21 protein-coding genes and 1 riboswitch are annotated in these 16,678 nt (G+C 65.2%); of the genes, 12 read left to right on the top strand and 9 right to left on the bottom strand.

What is annotated here, in order from left to right:
• Nucleotides 1-320: 320 nt before the first annotated feature.
• A complete protein-coding gene (locus QXZ94_RS14435) occupies nucleotides 321-743 on the bottom strand; it encodes a hypothetical protein (protein WP_315720964.1) in 423 nt (140 codons plus the stop codon).
• Nucleotides 744-1,510: 767 nt separating this feature from the next.
• Here QXZ94_RS14435 and QXZ94_RS14430 point away from each other — a divergent pair.
• Together QXZ94_RS14430 and QXZ94_RS14425 are read left to right on the top strand one after the other, a co-directional pair.
• Nucleotides 1,511-1,822 (top strand): hypothetical protein, encoded by a 312-nt coding sequence (locus tag QXZ94_RS14430; protein ID WP_315720963.1) that lies wholly within the window; start codon nucleotides 1,511-1,513, stop codon nucleotides 1,820-1,822.
• Nucleotides 1,823-2,122: 300 nt separating this feature from the next.
• Nucleotides 2,123-2,587: a hypothetical protein gene (locus tag QXZ94_RS14425; RefSeq protein WP_315720962.1), complete on the top strand. Its 465-nt coding sequence runs from the start codon at nucleotides 2,123-2,125 to the stop codon at nucleotides 2,585-2,587.
• A 244-nt stretch (nucleotides 2,588-2,831) separates the two neighbouring features.
• On the opposite strand, the gene QXZ94_RS14420 is transcribed toward QXZ94_RS14425, so the two are convergent.
• Nucleotides 2,832-3,296 carry a hypothetical protein gene (locus QXZ94_RS14420; RefSeq protein ID WP_315720961.1) on the bottom strand — a complete coding sequence of 155 codons (465 nt, stop codon included), beginning with the start codon at nucleotides 3,294-3,296 and terminating at the stop codon, nucleotides 2,832-2,834.
• Nucleotides 3,297-3,446: 150 nt separating this feature from the next.
• Between QXZ94_RS14420 and QXZ94_RS14415 the strand changes: the two genes are divergently transcribed.
• Nucleotides 3,447-3,680 (top strand): hypothetical protein, encoded by a 234-nt coding sequence (locus tag QXZ94_RS14415; RefSeq protein WP_315720960.1) that lies wholly within the window; start codon nucleotides 3,447-3,449, stop codon nucleotides 3,678-3,680.
• Between the two features lie 579 nt (nucleotides 3,681-4,259).
• Nucleotides 4,260-4,649, top strand: a complete 390-nt coding sequence (locus QXZ94_RS14410; protein WP_015665892.1) for a DUF1236 domain-containing protein — start codon at nucleotides 4,260-4,262, stop codon at nucleotides 4,647-4,649.
• Nucleotides 4,650-4,704: 55 nt separating this feature from the next.
• Here the strand turns inward: QXZ94_RS14410 and QXZ94_RS14405 are convergent, their stop codons facing one another.
• The 3 genes from QXZ94_RS14405 to QXZ94_RS14395 form a co-directional block, all read right to left on the bottom strand.
• Nucleotides 4,705-5,058 (bottom strand): VanZ family protein, encoded by a 354-nt coding sequence (locus QXZ94_RS14405; protein ID WP_315720959.1) that lies wholly within the window; start codon nucleotides 5,056-5,058, stop codon nucleotides 4,705-4,707.
• A gap of 118 nt (nucleotides 5,059-5,176) precedes the next feature.
• Nucleotides 5,177-5,776, bottom strand: coding sequence for a thiamine pyrophosphate-dependent enzyme (locus QXZ94_RS14400; RefSeq protein ID WP_315720958.1), 600 nt, complete (start codon nucleotides 5,774-5,776; stop codon nucleotides 5,177-5,179).
• Entirely contained in the window at nucleotides 5,773-6,345 is a 573-nt protein-coding gene (locus tag QXZ94_RS14395; RefSeq protein WP_315720957.1) for a thiamine pyrophosphate-binding protein, read from the bottom strand. Before QXZ94_RS14395 ends, QXZ94_RS14400 begins: the two co-directional genes overlap by 4 nt.
• 143 nt (nucleotides 6,346-6,488) lie before the next feature.
• Between QXZ94_RS14395 and QXZ94_RS14390 the strand changes: the two genes are divergently transcribed.
• The 5 genes from QXZ94_RS14390 to cobS all read left to right on the top strand — a co-directional run bounded on the left by QXZ94_RS14390 (nucleotide 6,489) and on the right by cobS (nucleotide 10,628).
• On the top strand, nucleotides 6,489-7,538 hold the full coding sequence (locus QXZ94_RS14390) for a hydroxyacid dehydrogenase (protein WP_315720956.1): 1,050 nt from the start codon (nucleotides 6,489-6,491) through the stop codon (nucleotides 7,536-7,538).
• Nucleotides 7,539-7,968: 430 nt separating this feature from the next.
• Entirely contained in the window at nucleotides 7,969-8,181 is a 213-nt protein-coding gene (locus tag QXZ94_RS14385; protein ID WP_006610655.1) for a hypothetical protein, read from the top strand.
• 82 nt (nucleotides 8,182-8,263) lie between these two features.
• Nucleotides 8,264-9,319 carry a nicotinate-nucleotide--dimethylbenzimidazole phosphoribosyltransferase gene (gene cobT / locus QXZ94_RS14380; protein WP_315720955.1) on the top strand — a complete coding sequence of 352 codons (1,056 nt, stop codon included), beginning with the start codon at nucleotides 8,264-8,266 and terminating at the stop codon, nucleotides 9,317-9,319.
• The gene (locus QXZ94_RS14375) at nucleotides 9,319-9,912 is read left to right on the top strand and encodes a histidine phosphatase family protein (RefSeq protein WP_315720954.1); all 594 of its coding nucleotides are present in this window, start codon (nucleotides 9,319-9,321) and stop codon (nucleotides 9,910-9,912) included. Before cobT ends, QXZ94_RS14375 begins: the two co-directional genes overlap by 1 nt.
• Nucleotides 9,909-10,628, top strand: a complete 720-nt coding sequence (gene cobS, locus QXZ94_RS14370) for an adenosylcobinamide-GDP ribazoletransferase (RefSeq protein WP_315720953.1) — start codon at nucleotides 9,909-9,911, stop codon at nucleotides 10,626-10,628. Before QXZ94_RS14375 ends, cobS begins: the two co-directional genes overlap by 4 nt.
• On the opposite strand, the gene cobD is transcribed toward cobS, so the two are convergent.
• On the bottom strand, nucleotides 10,625-11,659 hold the full coding sequence (cobD, locus tag QXZ94_RS14365; protein WP_315720952.1) for a threonine-phosphate decarboxylase CobD: 1,035 nt from the start codon (nucleotides 11,657-11,659) through the stop codon (nucleotides 10,625-10,627). The genes cobS and cobD overlap by 4 nt on opposite strands.
• Nucleotides 11,660-11,681: 22 nt before the next feature.
• Between cobD and cbiB the strand changes: the two genes are divergently transcribed.
• Nucleotides 11,682-12,653 carry an adenosylcobinamide-phosphate synthase CbiB gene (gene cbiB / locus QXZ94_RS14360; protein ID WP_315720951.1) on the top strand — a complete coding sequence of 324 codons (972 nt, stop codon included), beginning with the start codon at nucleotides 11,682-11,684 and terminating at the stop codon, nucleotides 12,651-12,653.
• Here cbiB and QXZ94_RS14355 read toward each other — a convergent pair.
• The 3 genes from QXZ94_RS14355 to cobU are packed head-to-tail and all read right to left on the bottom strand — an operon-like array spanning nucleotide 12,640 to nucleotide 15,296.
• Entirely contained in the window at nucleotides 12,640-14,130 is a 1,491-nt protein-coding gene (locus QXZ94_RS14355) for a cobyric acid synthase (RefSeq protein ID WP_315720950.1), read from the bottom strand. The two genes, cbiB and QXZ94_RS14355, sit on opposite strands and share 14 nt — an antisense overlap.
• A gap of 4 nt (nucleotides 14,131-14,134) precedes the next feature.
• Nucleotides 14,135-14,743 (bottom strand): cob(I)yrinic acid a,c-diamide adenosyltransferase, encoded by a 609-nt coding sequence (cobO, locus tag QXZ94_RS14350; protein ID WP_315720949.1) that lies wholly within the window; start codon nucleotides 14,741-14,743, stop codon nucleotides 14,135-14,137.
• A gap of 16 nt (nucleotides 14,744-14,759) precedes the next feature.
• Nucleotides 14,760-15,296 carry a bifunctional adenosylcobinamide kinase/adenosylcobinamide-phosphate guanylyltransferase gene (cobU, locus tag QXZ94_RS14345; RefSeq protein WP_315720948.1) on the bottom strand — a complete coding sequence of 179 codons (537 nt, stop codon included), beginning with the start codon at nucleotides 15,294-15,296 and terminating at the stop codon, nucleotides 14,760-14,762.
• 34 nt (nucleotides 15,297-15,330) lie between these two features.
• Nucleotides 15,331-15,523, top strand: a riboswitch (cobalamin riboswitch).
• 119 nt (nucleotides 15,524-15,642) lie between these two features.
• Here cobU and QXZ94_RS14340 point away from each other — a divergent pair.
• The gene (locus QXZ94_RS14340) at nucleotides 15,643-16,275 is read left to right on the top strand and encodes a HupE/UreJ family protein (RefSeq protein ID WP_172114836.1); all 633 of its coding nucleotides are present in this window, start codon (nucleotides 15,643-15,645) and stop codon (nucleotides 16,273-16,275) included.
• 3 nt (nucleotides 16,276-16,278) lie between these two features.
• The gene (locus tag QXZ94_RS14335; RefSeq protein WP_315720947.1) at nucleotides 16,279-16,674 is read left to right on the top strand and encodes a DUF1636 domain-containing protein; all 396 of its coding nucleotides are present in this window, start codon (nucleotides 16,279-16,281) and stop codon (nucleotides 16,672-16,674) included.
• The last annotated feature ends 4 nt before the right edge of the window (nucleotides 16,675-16,678 follow it).

Below are 16,678 nucleotides of genomic sequence, written 5' to 3'. Positions count from 1 at the left end.
GGTATCTGTTTGGCGAAGAGGCTCGACCTACTGGTTCGTTCGTTCGAACGGACTCGGGGGCGACCTAGGAAGGGCGCGGCTTCTTTGGATGGAACGGCTCGGGTACGACGAACCCGAAGCGACTATCATCGCAAACTATGTATGGCGTGCCGGGCGTTGGGCCTTAATCGGCAACTTTGTCTTGTTTGCGATTACAGGTGCCATTTTTCAATTCTTTAGGCTTTAGGTTGGTCTGCTTCGGGTCAGAAGCTGACATGTGGCGACATGCGCAAGAATGGTCACAACTCGCTCACAAGAAAGGGGCGTAGCGTCAGACAGGATCAATTATCGAAAAAGTCTGGAGGTAGGATGCGTTCGAACTCGTGTCGACGCACGAAATCTCCTCCCGGACTGCGCGCCCACACTTCCACCAACTCCTGCAGGATCCACGTCATAGCCAAACCGTCGCACTGCCCGGTCTGGTGATCGTGAAATGGCGGATCATCGGAGAGATTGTTCAGTACGCCCAAGTCGGTCGCTAACTCTTGGACGTCTTGAGACTTGGGAATAATACCGACGAGAAAGGGTCTGTTGCACGCTTGGCAGGCGACGCGAGCGAGCACGGACACATCGTTATAGATTGAAAGTTTGCGAGGCCCAAAAGGCAGATAGCGAGGAACTCCATCATGAAACCATGCCGGCAGCTCCGCTATCTTGCTTTCTATGTCATAGTAAGAGATGCGCATCATCCAGCCCGAGTTCATAGGTTACGCCAATCCTAGCCACGACATTAGCGCTTGGCCAGCGCCCCCTTTATTCTTGACCGTAATAAACCCGACCGCCCAGAGCCAGCACGGCTCAGACGAAATTTGCCACGGTGCCGCTTCGGGTCAAAATGCGAAACACTCGACCTGCGCAATTCCAGTCGGCTGACCGCCCCAGAGCAGACAATCAAAGTGGCGGCTCGCCACTTCGTCTATGGGCCACAAGCAGACATTCACAGTCTCTTAAGCCCGTGGGGACCAGCGCCGATTGGGCGTATTCACAAGATAGTGCCACTTTGATACTCCTCGCGGCATTGAGCAACTCCATAGGGATTTGACTTCGTTCTCTGCCTGCGGGTGCAAATGTGGTTCAGAAGAAAGTCGCCCCTCGTCTTTTTGTGGTATTTGCGCGTGAAGCACATGAAGCCGTCATCTTCCGTCGGACTGGTTTCATATCGTTCGCTGGGACACCAAGAACGATAAGTTCTATCCGGGCGCCTGGCTGAAAGGCCGCATCTATCCAGAAAAATGTGATCTTTCGCCTGACGGCGAATTGCTGCTGTCGTTCATCCACAAAGGTCGTGGCCTGAGAACGGACTACACCGATGCATGGAGCTCGATCAGCAGGAGTCCGTGGCTTCATGCTCTTGGCCTGTGGCCACAGGGAACAACGTATGGCGGTGGAGGACGATTTACAGAAAATCGAAGCGTTGTCCTCAGATTTTACCCGGTAGCAGCACATCCAAATCATCCGGGTGTCGGGATCAATGTCAGCTTTATTGCGTCTGACACGAGTTTTGCCAGAAAAACCGATCTTGCACCTTTACATCGATCGACCCAAGAAATTTCGGGAGCCGAGTGGACCGGCCGAGATCAGCGAGGCAGATTGGTTTACGCTGCTGATGGCAAGCTCATGCGCGCAGGCACAAAGACACAGCAAGCTACTTGCCTCGCCGACTTCAACAATCTCGTTCCGGACCCGCAACCGCCGCCTTTCTCCGCAACTGTGCCGCTCGGAGAGAAAAAGCTTCAGCGACGTGTCGAACGTAAACGAAGATAGCAGCATCATCTGGACTTGAGATCGTATATCAACGCGGATGGAATCTCTTCTTTCTTTTGGTGGAAGGTGCATCCCAGTAGCTCGTTCGCTGATATCCGCTACGGGTCAAGGGCGGCTGTTAGCTGCAGTCGGACGGCACAGCCGGACTTCCCCCAGCTCCGGAAGTGCCCCGTGCGGCCCAGCACTTGCGTTCCGGGCCAGAAGCGGAAGGTGCAGGTAGACGAACTCGTTAATGGTCTGCAAACCTGTTCTGAGCAAGCGGGCAATACGGGAAACTAGCGCATGCTATGGTGATGAGCATATGAGTGGAGCTCCTAGCGTGAAAGTCCGAGCGCAGGCGGTCATCGTTACTTATCTAACGATCTGGAGCGCCGCTGTGGCCTCGCTGGCCATTCTTATGATCCGGCCTCTCTATCCCGAGCTTTTTACGTCCGTGGTGCGCATCGAGCGCGACCTGATGAATGCGCTTCCGGGATTTGCTCCGTTCATCGTCGCCCCAGTCGCATTTGGCGAAGCAATGAGCGCGATAAGAAAGCGGAATGCCATCGACGTAGGCATGCTAGTACGTTATTTTATTGGCGCTCCCGTTTGCATCTACTTCGCGCTTCTCATCATTGTTTCCCTTATCACCGTAATCTTCGCTCCTATTACGTTTGTGCTGGGTTTGATCTATGGCACCATTCCTCTTTTGGTTGGAATAGCCATTCACTGTCTGGGAATGGTGCCATTGTTCTTCTTGGACAGATGGCTGCAATCGCCAGCACGGGTGAGCAAGTCCGCTTAGGGTCCGACGCAGATACGGCAGCTTCAGGAGGTGAGCCCGAAATATCGCCGATAAAGCGGAAGCTGCCGTTGAGGCGTAAAGCCGTCAAGATCACCTGCGTGTTTACAGCGCTCTAGCAATTCAGGAGCGGCTCGGCTTCAGAGACTGTATTTGAACCAAACAACACTTGAGTGGCCCCGAGCCCGGCCACTGCGGGATCGCCTCGTCAAGGCGACCCCGGCGCAACACCATCCGTTGGCCTTGGCTACCGTGGCTGGCCGCGTCCACCTTCGACATCGGTGGAGCAGGGCCGATATAGCGCCTGGAGTTGCCGGCCGCGAAGGTAGATCGAGCGCGCGGTCATGCCGCCGTGCCGCGTAATCCATTGCCTGACCGCGGGTGGGTAACGATCATAGAGCATCTGCGTGGCTTCAGGGTTGGGGATAGCCTTCCCATCGGGCCCAGGATTGTCGGCGACCCTGAAGCCGAAGACGGCTCTCGGGGTCACGCAGATGCTGTCGTGGGGAATGTACGCCAGCACGAGCGTGCAGGCGCCGGCGCAGACGCCGTCGATGATGACGGACGCGCCGAAGTCGCGCAAAAGTTTGAACCTGTCGACATAGTTTCCGATCCGTCCGCCCGGATCAAAAACGATGCGCACGGCAGCATCACTCGGTTGCATGCTCCCAAGCATGAACGCCGCGACCAGCGTCACCTTCACCAGCTTCATCTGTCCATCATCCGATCGACCGAACTCCATCGCCTTGCACCATAACGGCTGTCGGTTCCGCTTTGGTCAAGAGCTGTCTGCCGACCATTCCACGATTTGCTTCGATGCGGCCTTCAGCGCGGATATCGCCGGCATCGAGCGGGAAGGCGCGTGACGGGGCAGAAGCGATCAGAAGGACAAGGGCTGCGCTCGTCGGGCAAATCAGTCCGGGCACTTTGCGCGCAAATGGTTGAAATGCGCGCCGCCGTGACTAAGACACGCCGCAGCGGACGAATCGAATTCGTCCACGAAATCAAGCCGATCTCGCGCACATCGCCGCGCAGCCGAGAAATCGCTTTCCATTTTTCAGAAATCATGCATGATGTGCGCATCCTGCCTCGATGAGAGGGACGTTGCGCGCGATCGTCACGACACGTGGGGCAGGGATGCGGTGGCCGTGAGATGTCGCAGCATGTGCTCAGCGCATGCGGACGAACGACACATCACGGACGCGAAGTCGTGTGGTCCTGGCCTCCCGGTGCCGAGGTCAAGCGCGCGACGAGAGCTTGTGCTCTCGTGCGAGCGACGGGGTCAATCAGCCGGTCCCCGAGGAGAGCGCGAAGGAAGCGTTAAGACCGCCGCGCAGGGAATGCCGGTTGATCGGCTTTGCCTGTGGTACCTGCCGCCTGCATTTTTTTCAGCAGGCGGGCCATGGGTGAGGCCTTCACCCGGCATTCCCTGCGCCCTCTCGATGTCATCGAAGGGCGATCGATCGCAGGACTCGGGCGTGATCCGCCGCGAGATCGCGAACCTGCGCCGCTGTTTGAAACGTGGATAGACCTCGAGCGATCCTTGTCATGTCCAGGTGCGGAGCTTCGGTTTCCGTTCCCGGGGGAATGATGAAGTTTCGGCCATTTGGAACCGGAACCGCGGGCGTTCTCTCGGTGTTGAGCGGGCACCTTGAACACACTGGAGGAGAGAATGATGAGGACCCGTCTTGCCGTTTCGCTGATCGCCACCTCGCTGCTGGCCTCGACCGCCGCGTTCGCCCAGTCCACCACCGTCGAAGGCGCCGCCAATGGCGCGGCGGCTGGCGGCGCGGTCGCCGGTCCGGTCGGTGCCATGGTCGGCGGCACGGTCGGTGCGGCCGTCGGCGCCGCCGTGGAGATCCCGAATGCCGTGATCACCTCGATCGATGCCGAGCGTGCGCCGTCCGTGGTGGTGCGTGAGCGCGTCGTGGTCGGCGAGCCGCTGCCCGACACCGTCGAGCTGCGCCCCGTGCCGCGCTACACCGAGTATCGCTATGCGGTGGTCAACGACCGCCGCGTGATCGTCGATCCGCGCACCCGTCGCGTGATCAAGATCATCGAGTGATCCGACGTCACCGGAACGCGGAGGGCCCCGCTGCATCAGCGGGGCCCTTCGTGCATCAAGTGGTCTGCGGACGGATCTGGCGCGCCAGCCAATCCAGTGCGGCGGCCAGGCCGAAGCCGGCGCAGGCCGCAGCGGCGTCGACGATGAAATCCTCCAGCCGTGCGTGGCGCCCGGGCGCCACGAACTGCGCCAGCTCGAGCGCGCCGATCAGGGCCACCGCGATCGCCGTCGTCAGCAAGCGGTGGCTGCGATAGGCGAGGCCGAAAGCAAGGCCGATCAGGACAAAAGCGAGCGCATGCTCGCCATCCTGTCCGAGATGGGAGTGCGGCCGGTAGTTCGGCGGGCCAAGCGTGGCAAAGGCAACGGCCGCGGCGAGCAGCCAGGCAGAGAGTCGGAATACGAGTTTCATGCATCCTGCTTAGCATGATCCGGGCCAGAAGCCGGGCTCACGGCTGCTCGAGCCGCTGGTGTAGTTAATGGCGCGGAAGCCGGCGCCGTCCGATTGTACCGCGGGCTTCGACCGCCCGTCAGATCGGCTGCCGCACGCCGAGGCCCTGCATGAACCGCTCGCGGATCTGCGCCGGATCGCGTCTGGTGGCCCCGGCGCCCGGTCTGTCGTCGATCCGCGCCGCAATCAGCATCGGCCCTGGCGTCGCGAGCGCCACGTCGACCAGGCGTTCGAAATCCTCCTCGTCCACGGCCCAATGGCTGGCCGCAATGCCGCAGCCGGCGGCGATCGCGACGATGTCGGCCTGCCGGGCCGGCGTCGGCTGACATCCGGTGATCTGGTAGATGCCGTTGTCCATGACGATGATGGCCAAATTTGATGGCGCCAGCGTCGCAATCGTGGTCAGGCAGCCGAGCTGCATCAGCAGCGAACCGTCGCCTTCGATCGCGAACACCCGGCGTTGCGGCTGCGCCAGCGCGACGCCGAGCGCGATCGGGCAGGCCAGGCCCATGCTGCCGAGCATGTAGAAATTCTGCGGCCGCTGGCCCGCCGCCCACAGGTCGAAATTGGTGTTGCCGATGCCGCCGATGACGGCTTCCCCATGCGTCAGCCTGCCGACCAGCCGGCGGGTGAGATCGGTGCGGTTCATGACCTTGGTATTGCGCAGCGGCGCGCTCATGCGAACACCTTCCCGCCGGTGAGCAAGGGCGACAGGATCAGCGCCACCGGCGCCTGCGTCGCAACCGCCTGCTTGATCGAGCGGTCGACGATGAATTCGAGCTCGTCGAGGCGCGTCATGGTGTGATGCTCCATCGCCAGCGCATCGAGCACCGGCCGCATCGTCCGGCACACCAGTGTCTGGCCGACATTGAATTCGCCGAGCGTGCCGCGTTCCGACACGAACATGATCAGCGGAATCTGGCTGGGCACGACCAGCGAGGCCAGCACGTTCGCCAACGTCGCGAAGCCCGAGGTCTGCATCAGCAGCGCGCCGCGCCGGCCACCCATCCAGGCGCCGGCGAGAATGCCGACCGCTTCCTCCTCGCGCGCCGTGGCGAAGGTCGTGAAGAACGGGTCGGCATGCAGGCCTGCGATCAGCGGGGTCAGGACGCGGTCTGGAACGTAGGGGACGAGGTCCACCTCGTTGCGCTTGAGCGTGGCCTGCACGATTTCGTGCCAGTGCGCCAAGTCCGGTGATATGCCCGGTGATATGCCCGGTGATCGCGCCGCATCGGCATCGGCGGCCATTGTTCGTCCTCCCGCGCCTCCATCCCGAGGCATTGCGTTGAGCTTGACGTGGTCCGGACGATTGTCAACATGCCGCCCCGGCCGGTCAGGCATCCGCCTTGCGCGTCCGAATCAAGAAACGAGAACCAGGAGGTCGCCCGCTCATGGCCGCAAACTCGAAGCGCGTCTTCTACGTCAAATATCTCGCGCACCCCATCTTCAGCGAGCTGCTCGCGGCCCGCCCCGACGTCCGGCTCGACCGGCTGGAAAACGAGGGCGCCGAGGCCGAGACCGCGCCGATCCTCGCGGCTGCCCACGCCTATCAGATCGGTGCGGCCCGCGACGAGCTTGCCCCGCGCTTCCATGTCGATGCCGACCTGCTGCGCCGCGCGCCACATCTCCTGATCGTCTCCAGCAACGGCGCGGGCTACGATCCCGTCGACGTCGAAGCCTGCACCCAGGCCGGCGTTCTGGTCGTGAACCAGTCCGGCGGCAACGCCCATTCGGTCGCCGAGCACACGCTGGGCATGATGCTGACGCTGTCGAAGCGCATCATCCAGTCCGACCGAAGGCTGCGCCGGGAGCGTGACGTCAACCGCAACGACCTGATCGGCAACGAGGTGCAGGGCCGCGCGGTCGGCATCGTCGGGCTCGGCAATGTCGGCCGTCGCGTCGCCGAGCTATGCCGGGGCATTCTCGGCATGACGGTGCTGGCCTACGATCCCTACCTCTCGGCCGAGGAGATCGCGGCACGCGGCGCGGAGAAGGTGGAGCTGCACGATCTGATGCGGCGCTCCGACTTCGTCTCGGTCAATTGTCCGCTGACGCGGGACAGCCGGGGCATGATCGGTGCGGCCGAGTTCGCGCTGATGCAGCCGAATGCCTATTTCGTCACCACCGCGCGCGGCTTCATCCATGACGAGGAGGCGCTGCTCGCGGCGCTCACCGAGAGGCGGATCGCCGGGGCCGGGCTCGACGTCTGGGCCAAGGAGCCGCCGCCGCCGGAGCATCCGCTGCTGCTGCTCGACAACGTCCTGGCGAGCCCCCATACGGCCGGCGTGACCCGGGAGGCGCGGCAGAACATGGGCCGCATCGCCGCCGAGCAGCTGCTCGCTGCGCTCGACGGCAGCCGGCCGCCGCGGCTGATCAACCCGGAGGCTTGGCCGCGCTACAGCGCCCGGTTCCGCGAGGCGTTCGGGGTGAGCCCGGGCTGAGGGGGCGAGGGCCGCATGCGAGGGGAAGATTTCATGCGTCGCAAGCTGCAATGCAGCAACAAATCTTCTCTCCCGGGCGGCTTCGACGACGCAGACATTGCTATTTTCCCGCCGGTCTCGACAGCCCGACGGTGCCCCATCATTTTCCGAGATGCGCCATGAGCTTGAGCTCGGTCTTTCGCTCGGCGCTGAAGGGAAATGGATCCAATGCGCCACTTGCACGCGATCTTGAAGTCGACCCCTCGTCGGGTGCGACGCGCCGTCTCGACCTTCGTGGCGATCGCTGCCGCGAGCCTGCCCTCCGTCGGCGCCTGAGCGACGGTTCCACTGCTGCATCAAATATTTGCGTCGGCCGCTTGATATCGGTCAACAGCCCGACCGCAAGCGCGGTAACATCTCCCTTGAGCACTGCTTGAGAGCGGGAGGTCGTATGTCGCGCTATGTCATCCATTTCATGAAGGACGTGCTGGGCGAGAACGGCCGCCAGTGCGAGATCTGCCAGAGTACGCTGGAGGTTGAGGCCGAGAGCGAAGGCGAAGCGGCAGAGATCGCCAAGCAGGAATTCTGCAAGACGCAGAACCTGCGCGACTGGTCGCTGCATGCCGACCGGATGCAGGTCAAGGCGGCCGACTTCCCGTCCTGATGCAGCACGCCGGCAGCGCTTGTCATCGGCATGGTGCGATGGCAATCGTGGCGCCCGTCGTTCCCCTCACGAAAGATCTTGCGTGCTTCCTGAATGGACCAGCCTCGATTGTGCGCCCCCGTCCGAGACTCATCGGCAGGCGGCTCTCGAACGTCAGGCGCAGTTGACCAAGCCGCTCGGGGCCCTCGGCCGGCTGGAGCAGGTGGCGGTCGAGATCGCGGCGCTCCAGGCCTCTGAGCGGCCTTCGGCCGACCGGGTCCCGGTGGTGCTGTTCGCAGGCGATCACGGCATAGCGGCGCAGGGTGTCTCGGCCTATCCGTCCGAAGTCACCGTCCAGATGCTGCATAATTTCGCGGCCGGCGGCGCGGCGATTTCGGTGCTGGCACGCGGCCTCGGCTGTCCGCTCGAGGTGGTCGATGTCGGCACGCTGGCGAGCGCGCCGGTGCCTGGCGTCCTGGTCGACAAACCGCGCCGCGGCACGCGTGATTTCAGCGTCGAGGCGGCCCTGGCACCTGCGGAGGTCGCGTTCGCGCTCGAGGCTGGACGGCGCGCCGTGGCGCGGCAGGCGGACCATGCGCCGCAGCTCGTGATCTTCGGCGAAATGGGGATCGGCAATACGACATCTGCGGCCGCGATCGCCGCTGCGCTGTTGCGCTGCGCGCCCGCCGAGATCGTCGGCAGCGGCACGGGTCTCGATGCCGACGGGCGGGCCCGAAAGGCCGCGATCATCGCCGCAGCCCTGACGCGGCATGGACTGGCATCAGGCGCGGCCGTTGCCGACATCCTCGCCGCGGTCGGTGGTCTCGAGATTGTCGCGATCGCCGCCGCGATCATCGCCGCCGCGCAGCGCCGCTGGCCGGTGCTGGTCGACGGCTTCATCGTCTCGGTCGCGGCGCTCGTGGCCGTCAGGCTCAATCCCTCCTGCCGTCCCTGGCTGCTGTTCTCGCACCGCTCGGCCGAGCGCGGCCATGCCCTGGTGCTCGAAGCGCTCGGCGCGCGGCCTCTGATCGATCTGGACCTGCGGCTGGGCGAAGCTTCGGGGGCCGCCACGGCGCTCCCCATCATCCGGCTGGCCTGCGCGCTTCACAACGGCATGGCGACCTTTGCGGAGGCTGCCGTCTCCGGCCGCGGGTCCTGATGCGGATCGATCTCCTGCGGCACGGCACGACCGGTCGCGACGGTCATCTCGACGGCCGCACCGATCCGCCGCTCAGCGACCTCGGCTGGGATCAATTCCGGCGTCAGACGCAAAGCCGCATCTGGCGGCGCGTCGTGAGCTCGCCATTGATCCGCGCGCATGCGGCGGCGGCGGAGTTCGCGCGGCAAACCGGCTGTGCGCTGGTCATCGATCCCGACTGGAGCGAACTCGACTTCGGCCGATGGGATGGACGCACGCGCGCCGACATCGCAGCGGAGGCCGGCGGAGCTGCCTTGCTGGATGCCTTCTACTCCGATGCTGCGGTTGCGGCGCCCGACGGCGAGAGCTGGGCCGACCTTCAGGCCCGGATTGCGCGAGCATTGGATCGCATTCTCTCCAGCCCGGAGGCCGCGCCGGCTCTGGTCGTCAGCCATGGCGGTGCCATTCGCGCCGCGCTGTCGCATCTGCTCGGCTGGCCGCTGCGCCAGCTGTGGAGCCTGCGCATTCGTCCGGGGACGCGCATCGCGGTCGAAGCCGGACGGGCGGAGAGTGGCACGTCCTGGGGCGAAATCATCGAGATCATCCAGCCATGAGCACACGTGAATTCTGGATCGCGCTGCAATTCCTGACGCGGCTGCCGACGCCGCGCGTCGCGGAGGCGCGCGCGGATGATCTCGCGCGAGCCTCGGTCTGGTTCCCGGCCGCGGGACTGGTCATCGGCGTATGTCTGGCGGTCGTGGCCCGGCTTCTGCACGGCGCCGACCCTTGGATCGTCGCGCTCGCCGTTCTGGTCGCCTGGATCTGGATCACCGGCGCGCTTCACCTCGATGGTCTCGGCGACGTCGCCGATGCCTTCGGTGCCGCGCATGGCAAGCCCGAGCGCTTCATTGCCGTGCTCGGCGATCCCCATGCCGGCAGCTTCGCCGTCGTCGCCATCGCCCTGCAGATCGCAGCCAAGCTGGTGCTGATCGCCGAGCTGGCGACCGGACCGACCGCCTGGGCGCTCGTGCTGATCCCGGCCTGGGCGCGTCTGGGGACCTTGGTCTGCAACAAGACGCTGCTGTCGCTGAAGCCGGGTCTGGGCGCGAGCATCTCCAACAGTGTCGGCTGGAACGTGATCGTCGGCTGGGGCGGCGTGCTCGCGCTCGGCGCACTGGCCGGCGCGCCTCCGACGCTGATCGCCATCATCCTCATTCCGGCGGTCGCCTTCTATTGGCAATGGCGGCTCGGCGGCATCACCGGCGATTGTCATGGCGCCAGCATCGAGGTCACGGAGGCGCTGCTGCTTGCGGCCTGCGTGCTGGGCTAGGACCAACTGCCGAGCGCCTGCGCCAGCCGCTCCCAGTCGTCCTCACGGCCTGGCAGGCCGAAGCGTAGCCAGGTCGGCTGAGCCGGAAAGCGCCGGACGTGAATGCCGTGGCGGGCGAGCCGGTCGGCGATCTCGGCCGCGATCGGCGATGTGATCAGGCGGAACAGTGGCGTGCTGCCGATGACGGCGCAGCCGGCGTTCTCCAGCAGCGCCCCGATGCGCTGGCCATCCCGGGCGAGGCGCGCGCCCGTCTGCGCGAGCCAGGCGTCATCGGCCAACGCGGCCGCTCCCAGCGCGAGCGCCGGCCCCGATACGGCCCACGGTCCGAGTTCCTCACGGAGGCGCATTGCAATGTCCTCGGAGCTGATCGCAAATCCCAGCCGCACGCCGGCGAGCCCATAGACCTTGCCGAATGAGCGCAGCACGATCGTCGCCGGCGGCAGATCGGCCGCAAGGCTCGCATGGGCGGGATACAGATCGACGAACGCTTCATCGACGATCAACAGACCGTCGCGCCGGCGCTGGGCTGCGGCCAGCCGGACCAGGACGTCGCGCGGCAGCAGGCGGCCGGTCGGATTGTTCGGGTTCACCACGACGGCGATGTCGGCGTCGGCGAGCGCGTCGGCATCGTCGACCAGACGCACTTGATGGCCGCAGCGCCGCCAGCACAGCGCGTGCTCCTCATAGGTCGGCGCGAGCACCGCGACGGTCGATCGCGGTCGCAGCCGCGGCAGACCCTGCAGCAGCGCCTGCGTGCCTGGTGCGGCGACGATCGTTTCCTGCGAGGCCACGCGATAGCGCGCCGCCGCCGCGGTGAGCAGGGCGCGTTCCTCGGACTTGGCCGGCAATCGCTGCCAGGCGGAGGGCGGGATTTCCGGGACCGGGTAGGGCACTGCATTGATGCCGGTGGACAGATCGATCCACGGCTGCGGCGCATCCGGGTAACGACGGCTGACCGCGTGGAGATCGCCGCCGTGAACGATGGCTTCCGGCGCTTCCGATCGCGTGCTAGTCGCTCTGTCGTCGTTCATGCCTGTCCTTCAGCGGAGATCGATGTTCGTCTCTCTCGCGCTCGTAGCGCTCCTCATCGAAGCTGCGGTCGGTTATCCCCAGATGCTGGTGCAGCGGATCGGTCATCCCGTGATGTGGATCGGCGCGCTGATAGCATGGGCTGACCGCTACTGGAACGGGGCCGGCGACAGCTTCGCCGCGCGACGGGCGCGCGGCGTCGGCCTCGTCGTGCTGCTCGTCGCGGGCATGATGACCGTCGGTCTGGCGCTCACCTGGGTCGTGCAAGCCGTTGTCGGTGAGTGGGCCGCAACGATCATCCTAGGACTGTTCGCCAGCAGCCTGCTCGCTCAGCGGAGTCTCGACGCGCATGTCGCTGCCGTCGCGGACGGCTTGGAGAACGAGGGGCTCGACGGCGGCCGTCGGGCGGTGGCGATGATCGTCGGGCGCGATCCCGAGCGACTCGATGAATCCGGCGTGTCGCGCGCAGCGATCGAAAGTCTGGCCGAGAACTTCTCCGACGGTGTGGTCGCGCCCCTGTTCTGGCTCGTGATGGGCGGTCTGCCGGGCATCCTGATCTACAAGGCTCTCAACACGTCCGACAGCATGATCGGCCATCTCTCGGAACGTCACCGCGCGTTTGGCTGGGCGGCAGCTCGGCTCGACGATCTCGTCAACCTGCCTGCTTCGCGGCTCTCGGCGCTGTGGCTTGCGGCCGCTGCCTGCTTCGTCCCCGCAGAATCCGCGTCAGCGGCCCTTCGAACTGTTGCACGCGATGCCGCGAGGCATCGGTCGCCGAATGCCGGCTGGCCGGAGGCCGCCATGGCGGGGGCGTTGGGACTACGCCTGGCCGGGCCGCGCGTCTATCACGGCCATCTCGTCACCGATGCCTGGATGGGCGACGGGCGTACTGATCTCGACGCCTCGGATATTCGCCGTGCGCTGCGGCTTTATCGGTTGGCCTGTCTGGTTCAGGCTCTTGCCGTTGCGGGACTCGTGGTCGTCAGGATGGTCTAGCCGCTGCGCGCGAAGGCTCGGTCGCCATCGCAAGGATACGATCCACGTCGACGTGACGCTCCAGATGTGCTGCAAGCGCATCCAGGGTTGTCTCGACGTCGCTCTCGTAAGCGAGCCCACTTGCGGTTGCGCCGAGGCCGCGCAGCCAATGACTGCGCAGACCGTCATCTGCGAACAGGCCGTGCACGTAGCAGCCGGCGATCCGGCCGTCGGCTGCGACAGCGCCATCGCGGCGACCGTCGGAGAAGGTGAGGAATGGGGTCTGCGTTGCCGGCCCGTCGGTGCGGCCAATGTGCATCTCGTAACCGCGGAAGGGCCGCTGATCATCCATCAGCTTGCCATGGACCTCCCGCAACGCCTTGTCATCGGTCAGCGTGGTTTCAACCTCGAGCAGGCCAAGTCCTGCGACGGAACCCGGTGCTCCTTCGTGTCCATCGGGATCGCTGATGATGCGCCCCAACATCTGATAGCCGCCGCAGATGCCGAGCACGCGCCCGCCGCGACGCAGATGCGCGGCGAGGTCGATGTCCCAGCCGGCGTCGCGCAGGGCGGCGAGATCGGCGATGGTGGCCTTCGAGCCTGGCAGGATCACCATCGAAGCGTCGCCAGGAACGGGTGTGCCCGGCTGCAGGAATTGCAGATCGATTCCATCCTCCAGCCGCAATGGATCGAACTCGTCGAAATTCGAGAGCCGTGGGTAGGCGAGCACGACGACCTTCGGCTTTCGTCCATCTGCATCTCCAAGAGCAGGAAGGCCGAGCGCATCCTCCGCCGGCAGACGGTGTGCATCCGCAAAATGCGGAACCAGCCCGAGCGCCGCCCAGCCGGTTCGCGTCGCGATCTCGTTCATGCCCGAGGCGAACAAGGCGGGATCGCCGCGAAATCGATTGACCAGGAATCCCGTGATGCGCGCCGCATCGTCAGGCGCGATCACGGCCTTGGTGCCGACCAGGCTTGCAATGACGCCGCCGCGGTCGATGTCGCCGATCAGCACCACGGGAATCTGCGCCGCTTGCGCAAAGCCCATGTTGGCAATGTCACCGGCGCGCAGGTTGATCTCGGACGCCGAGCCCGCGCCCTCCACCAGCACAATATCGGTATCGACCGCCAGGAGATGAAAGCTGTCGAGCACGGCATGCATCAATTGCGGCTTCATCGCCTGATAGGCGGATGCCTTGGCATTGCCGACGACGCGGCCCTGCACCACCACCTGCGAGCCGATCTCGCTCTGCGGCTTGAGCAGCACCGGATTCATGTGCACCGTCACCGGCCGCCGCGCTGCGCGCGCCTGCAGCGCCTGGGCCCGGCCGATCTCGCCGCCATCCGCGGTGACGGCGGCGTTGTTCGACATGTTCTGCGGCTTGAACGGCGCCACCTTCAGGCCGCGCAATGTCAGCGCGCGCGCGAGGCCCGCGACGATCAGGGACTTGCCGACGTCGGAGCCGGTGCCCTGGAACATGATGGCGCGCGCGCTCATGAGCCTAGTACTCGATGCCTTCCTGCGCCTTCACGCCGGCTGCGAAGTGGTGCTTGACGAGGTTCATCTCGGTGACGAGATCGGCCGCCTCGATCAGCTCCGGCTTCGCGTTGCGGCCGGTCACCACGACGTGGAGATCGGGACGGCGCGCCGCGAGCGCCGCCACGACGTCGCCGATCGGCAGGTGATCATAGCGTAGCGCGATGTTGAGCTCGTCGAGCACCAGCAGCCGGATCGCGGGATCCGCCATCAGTTCCTTGGCCTTGGCCCAGGCGCGCTCGGCCGCGGCCACGTCGCGCGCACGATCCTGCGTTTCCCAGGTAAAGCCTTCGCCGAGCGTGTGCCACGAGACCTGATCACCGAACGCGGCGATCGCCTTGCGCTCGCCCGTCTCCCATGCGCCCTTGCCGAACTGCACGACGCCGATGCGAAAGCCGCGGCCGATCGCACGCAGCATCAGGCCCCACGCTGCCGTCGATTTGCCCTTGCCCTTGCCGGTGTGGACGATCAGCAGGCCCTTCTCGACGGTCTTCGAAGCGACCTCGGCATCCTGAATGGCCTTGCGGTTCTCCATCTTCGCCTTGTGGCGCGAATCGTCGGCGTTCTCGGTCATCGGCATATCCTCTTCGTCATTTCAACGTCAGCGGCAGGCCGGCTGCCATCAGGATCACACGGTCCGCAAGGGCCGCAACGTCTTGGTTCAGTCGTCCTTGCGCATCGCGAAAGGCGCGCGCGAGCGCGTTGTCAGGCACGATGCCCAGTCCAACCTCGTTCGAAACCGCAACGATGGGTCCGCGCGCGGCTGCGAGCGCCTCGATCAGATCGGCACATGCGGCCGCAACGTCTCTGTCGGCCAGCATCACGTTGCTGAGCCAGAGCGTCAGGCAGTCGATCAGCATCGGCGTGGGCGACGCATCGTGCGTGCGGACGAGCGCGGCGAGGTCGTGCGTGGTCTCGCGCGTCTGCCATCCGTCTGCGCGCCGCGCCTTGTGCTGTGCGATTCGTTCGGTCATTTCCTCGTCGAACGCCTGCGCGGTCGCAACATACGTCCAGGGCGGTGCGCTCGCCGTGACCAGCGCCTCCGCGTGGCGGCTCTTGCCCGAGCGCGCTCCGCCGAGCACCAGGGTCAGGCGCGGCAGGGCGGGAGGCGGCGGGGCAGGGACCATGGGGACGATTCCGATTGACGGGCTTTGGCGCGACCCGTATCTAACAGATGACGGTTCTCCGAAAGGAGAGATTTAGGGAACACGGTGCGGGATCACACCCAAGGCCGTGGCTGCCCCCGCAACTGTAATCGGCGAGTGTGAGGCCAAAGCACCACTGGGAAACCGGGAAGGTGGTTTCACGCAGCGACCCGAGAGCCAGGAGACCTGCCGTCGACATTGCTGTTGGCCGACCCGTCGCGCGGGGAGTCGCGATGCTGGTTCTGATCCCGCCGGGATGGGCGGGATGCCGTCGGATGCAGCGCATCGTCCGGTCCTCTGGGGGAGCCGGCAAGCGACGGAGACGGCCATGAAGTTCACACGCACGACGACTTTCACGATTGCGAGCCTGCTTCTGCTCGCCGCCCAGCCCGCTTTCGCGCATCACATGATGGATGGCAAGCTGCCGCAGACCTTCGCGCAGGGCATGCTGTCCGGGCTTGCCCATCCCATCATCGGCATCGATCATCTGGCGGCCATCGTGGGGGCCGGCATCGTTGCGGCGTTGCTCGGCCGCGGCTTCGCCCCGGTGCTGGCGTTCACGACGGCGATGATCGCCGGTGTCGGCCTTCACGTGGCGAAGGCCAACATCCCGGCGGCTGAGCTGCTGGTCGGCCTCACGACCGTTGTGGTCGGCCTCGTGGTGGTGATGCGCGGCCGTTTCGGCGTGCTACCGGTCGCCGGTCTGTTTGCTCTGACGGGCCTCGTGCACGGTTATGCGCTGGGCGAGTCGATCGTCGGTGCGGAGACTGCGCCGCTCGGCGCCTATCTCGCCGGTCTTCTCGTGATCCAGACCGTGATCGCGGCGTGTGCGTTCCTCGGCACCAGGCTGCTGTCGGCCAAGGCCAATGCCATTGCGCCGCTGGCGCTGCGCCTGGCCGGCGCTGCGATCGTGCTGGCCGGCGGTGTCGCCGCGGCCACGGCAGCCGGAATGATCGGCTGATTGATGACCACATCTGAAATCGGCGCAACGACGCTGTTCGTCTGCGTCACCTGTCGCACGCAGGCGGCTGAAGCTGCGCCGCCTGACCAGCCGCGGGCCGGGGCCCGCCTGCTCGCGGCGATCGAGACCGTGCCGGCCGAGCAACGTGCCGGCATTGCCGTGGTCGGCGTCGAGTGCCTGTCCAACTGCAACCGGGCCTGCACGGTTGCCGTGACGGCGCCGGGCAAATGGACCTATGTGCTCGGGGCTCTCGATCCCGATGTTCATGCGCAGGACGTGCTGAGCTTCGCGCAACTGCATCAGCGCCACGAAGCCGGTCTGCCGGCGTGGCGCGAGCGTCCCGAATACATCCGCAAGAACACCGTTGCGCGCGTGCCTGCTCTGGCAGAGCCGCGCTGAAGAC

It is taken from the genome of Bradyrhizobium sp. SZCCHNS2022 (assembly GCF_032377575.1).
Taxonomy (GTDB): Bacteria; Pseudomonadota; Alphaproteobacteria; order Rhizobiales; family Xanthobacteraceae; genus Bradyrhizobium; species Bradyrhizobium aeschynomenes.
This window is presented reverse-complemented; position numbering and strand designations above follow the sequence as displayed.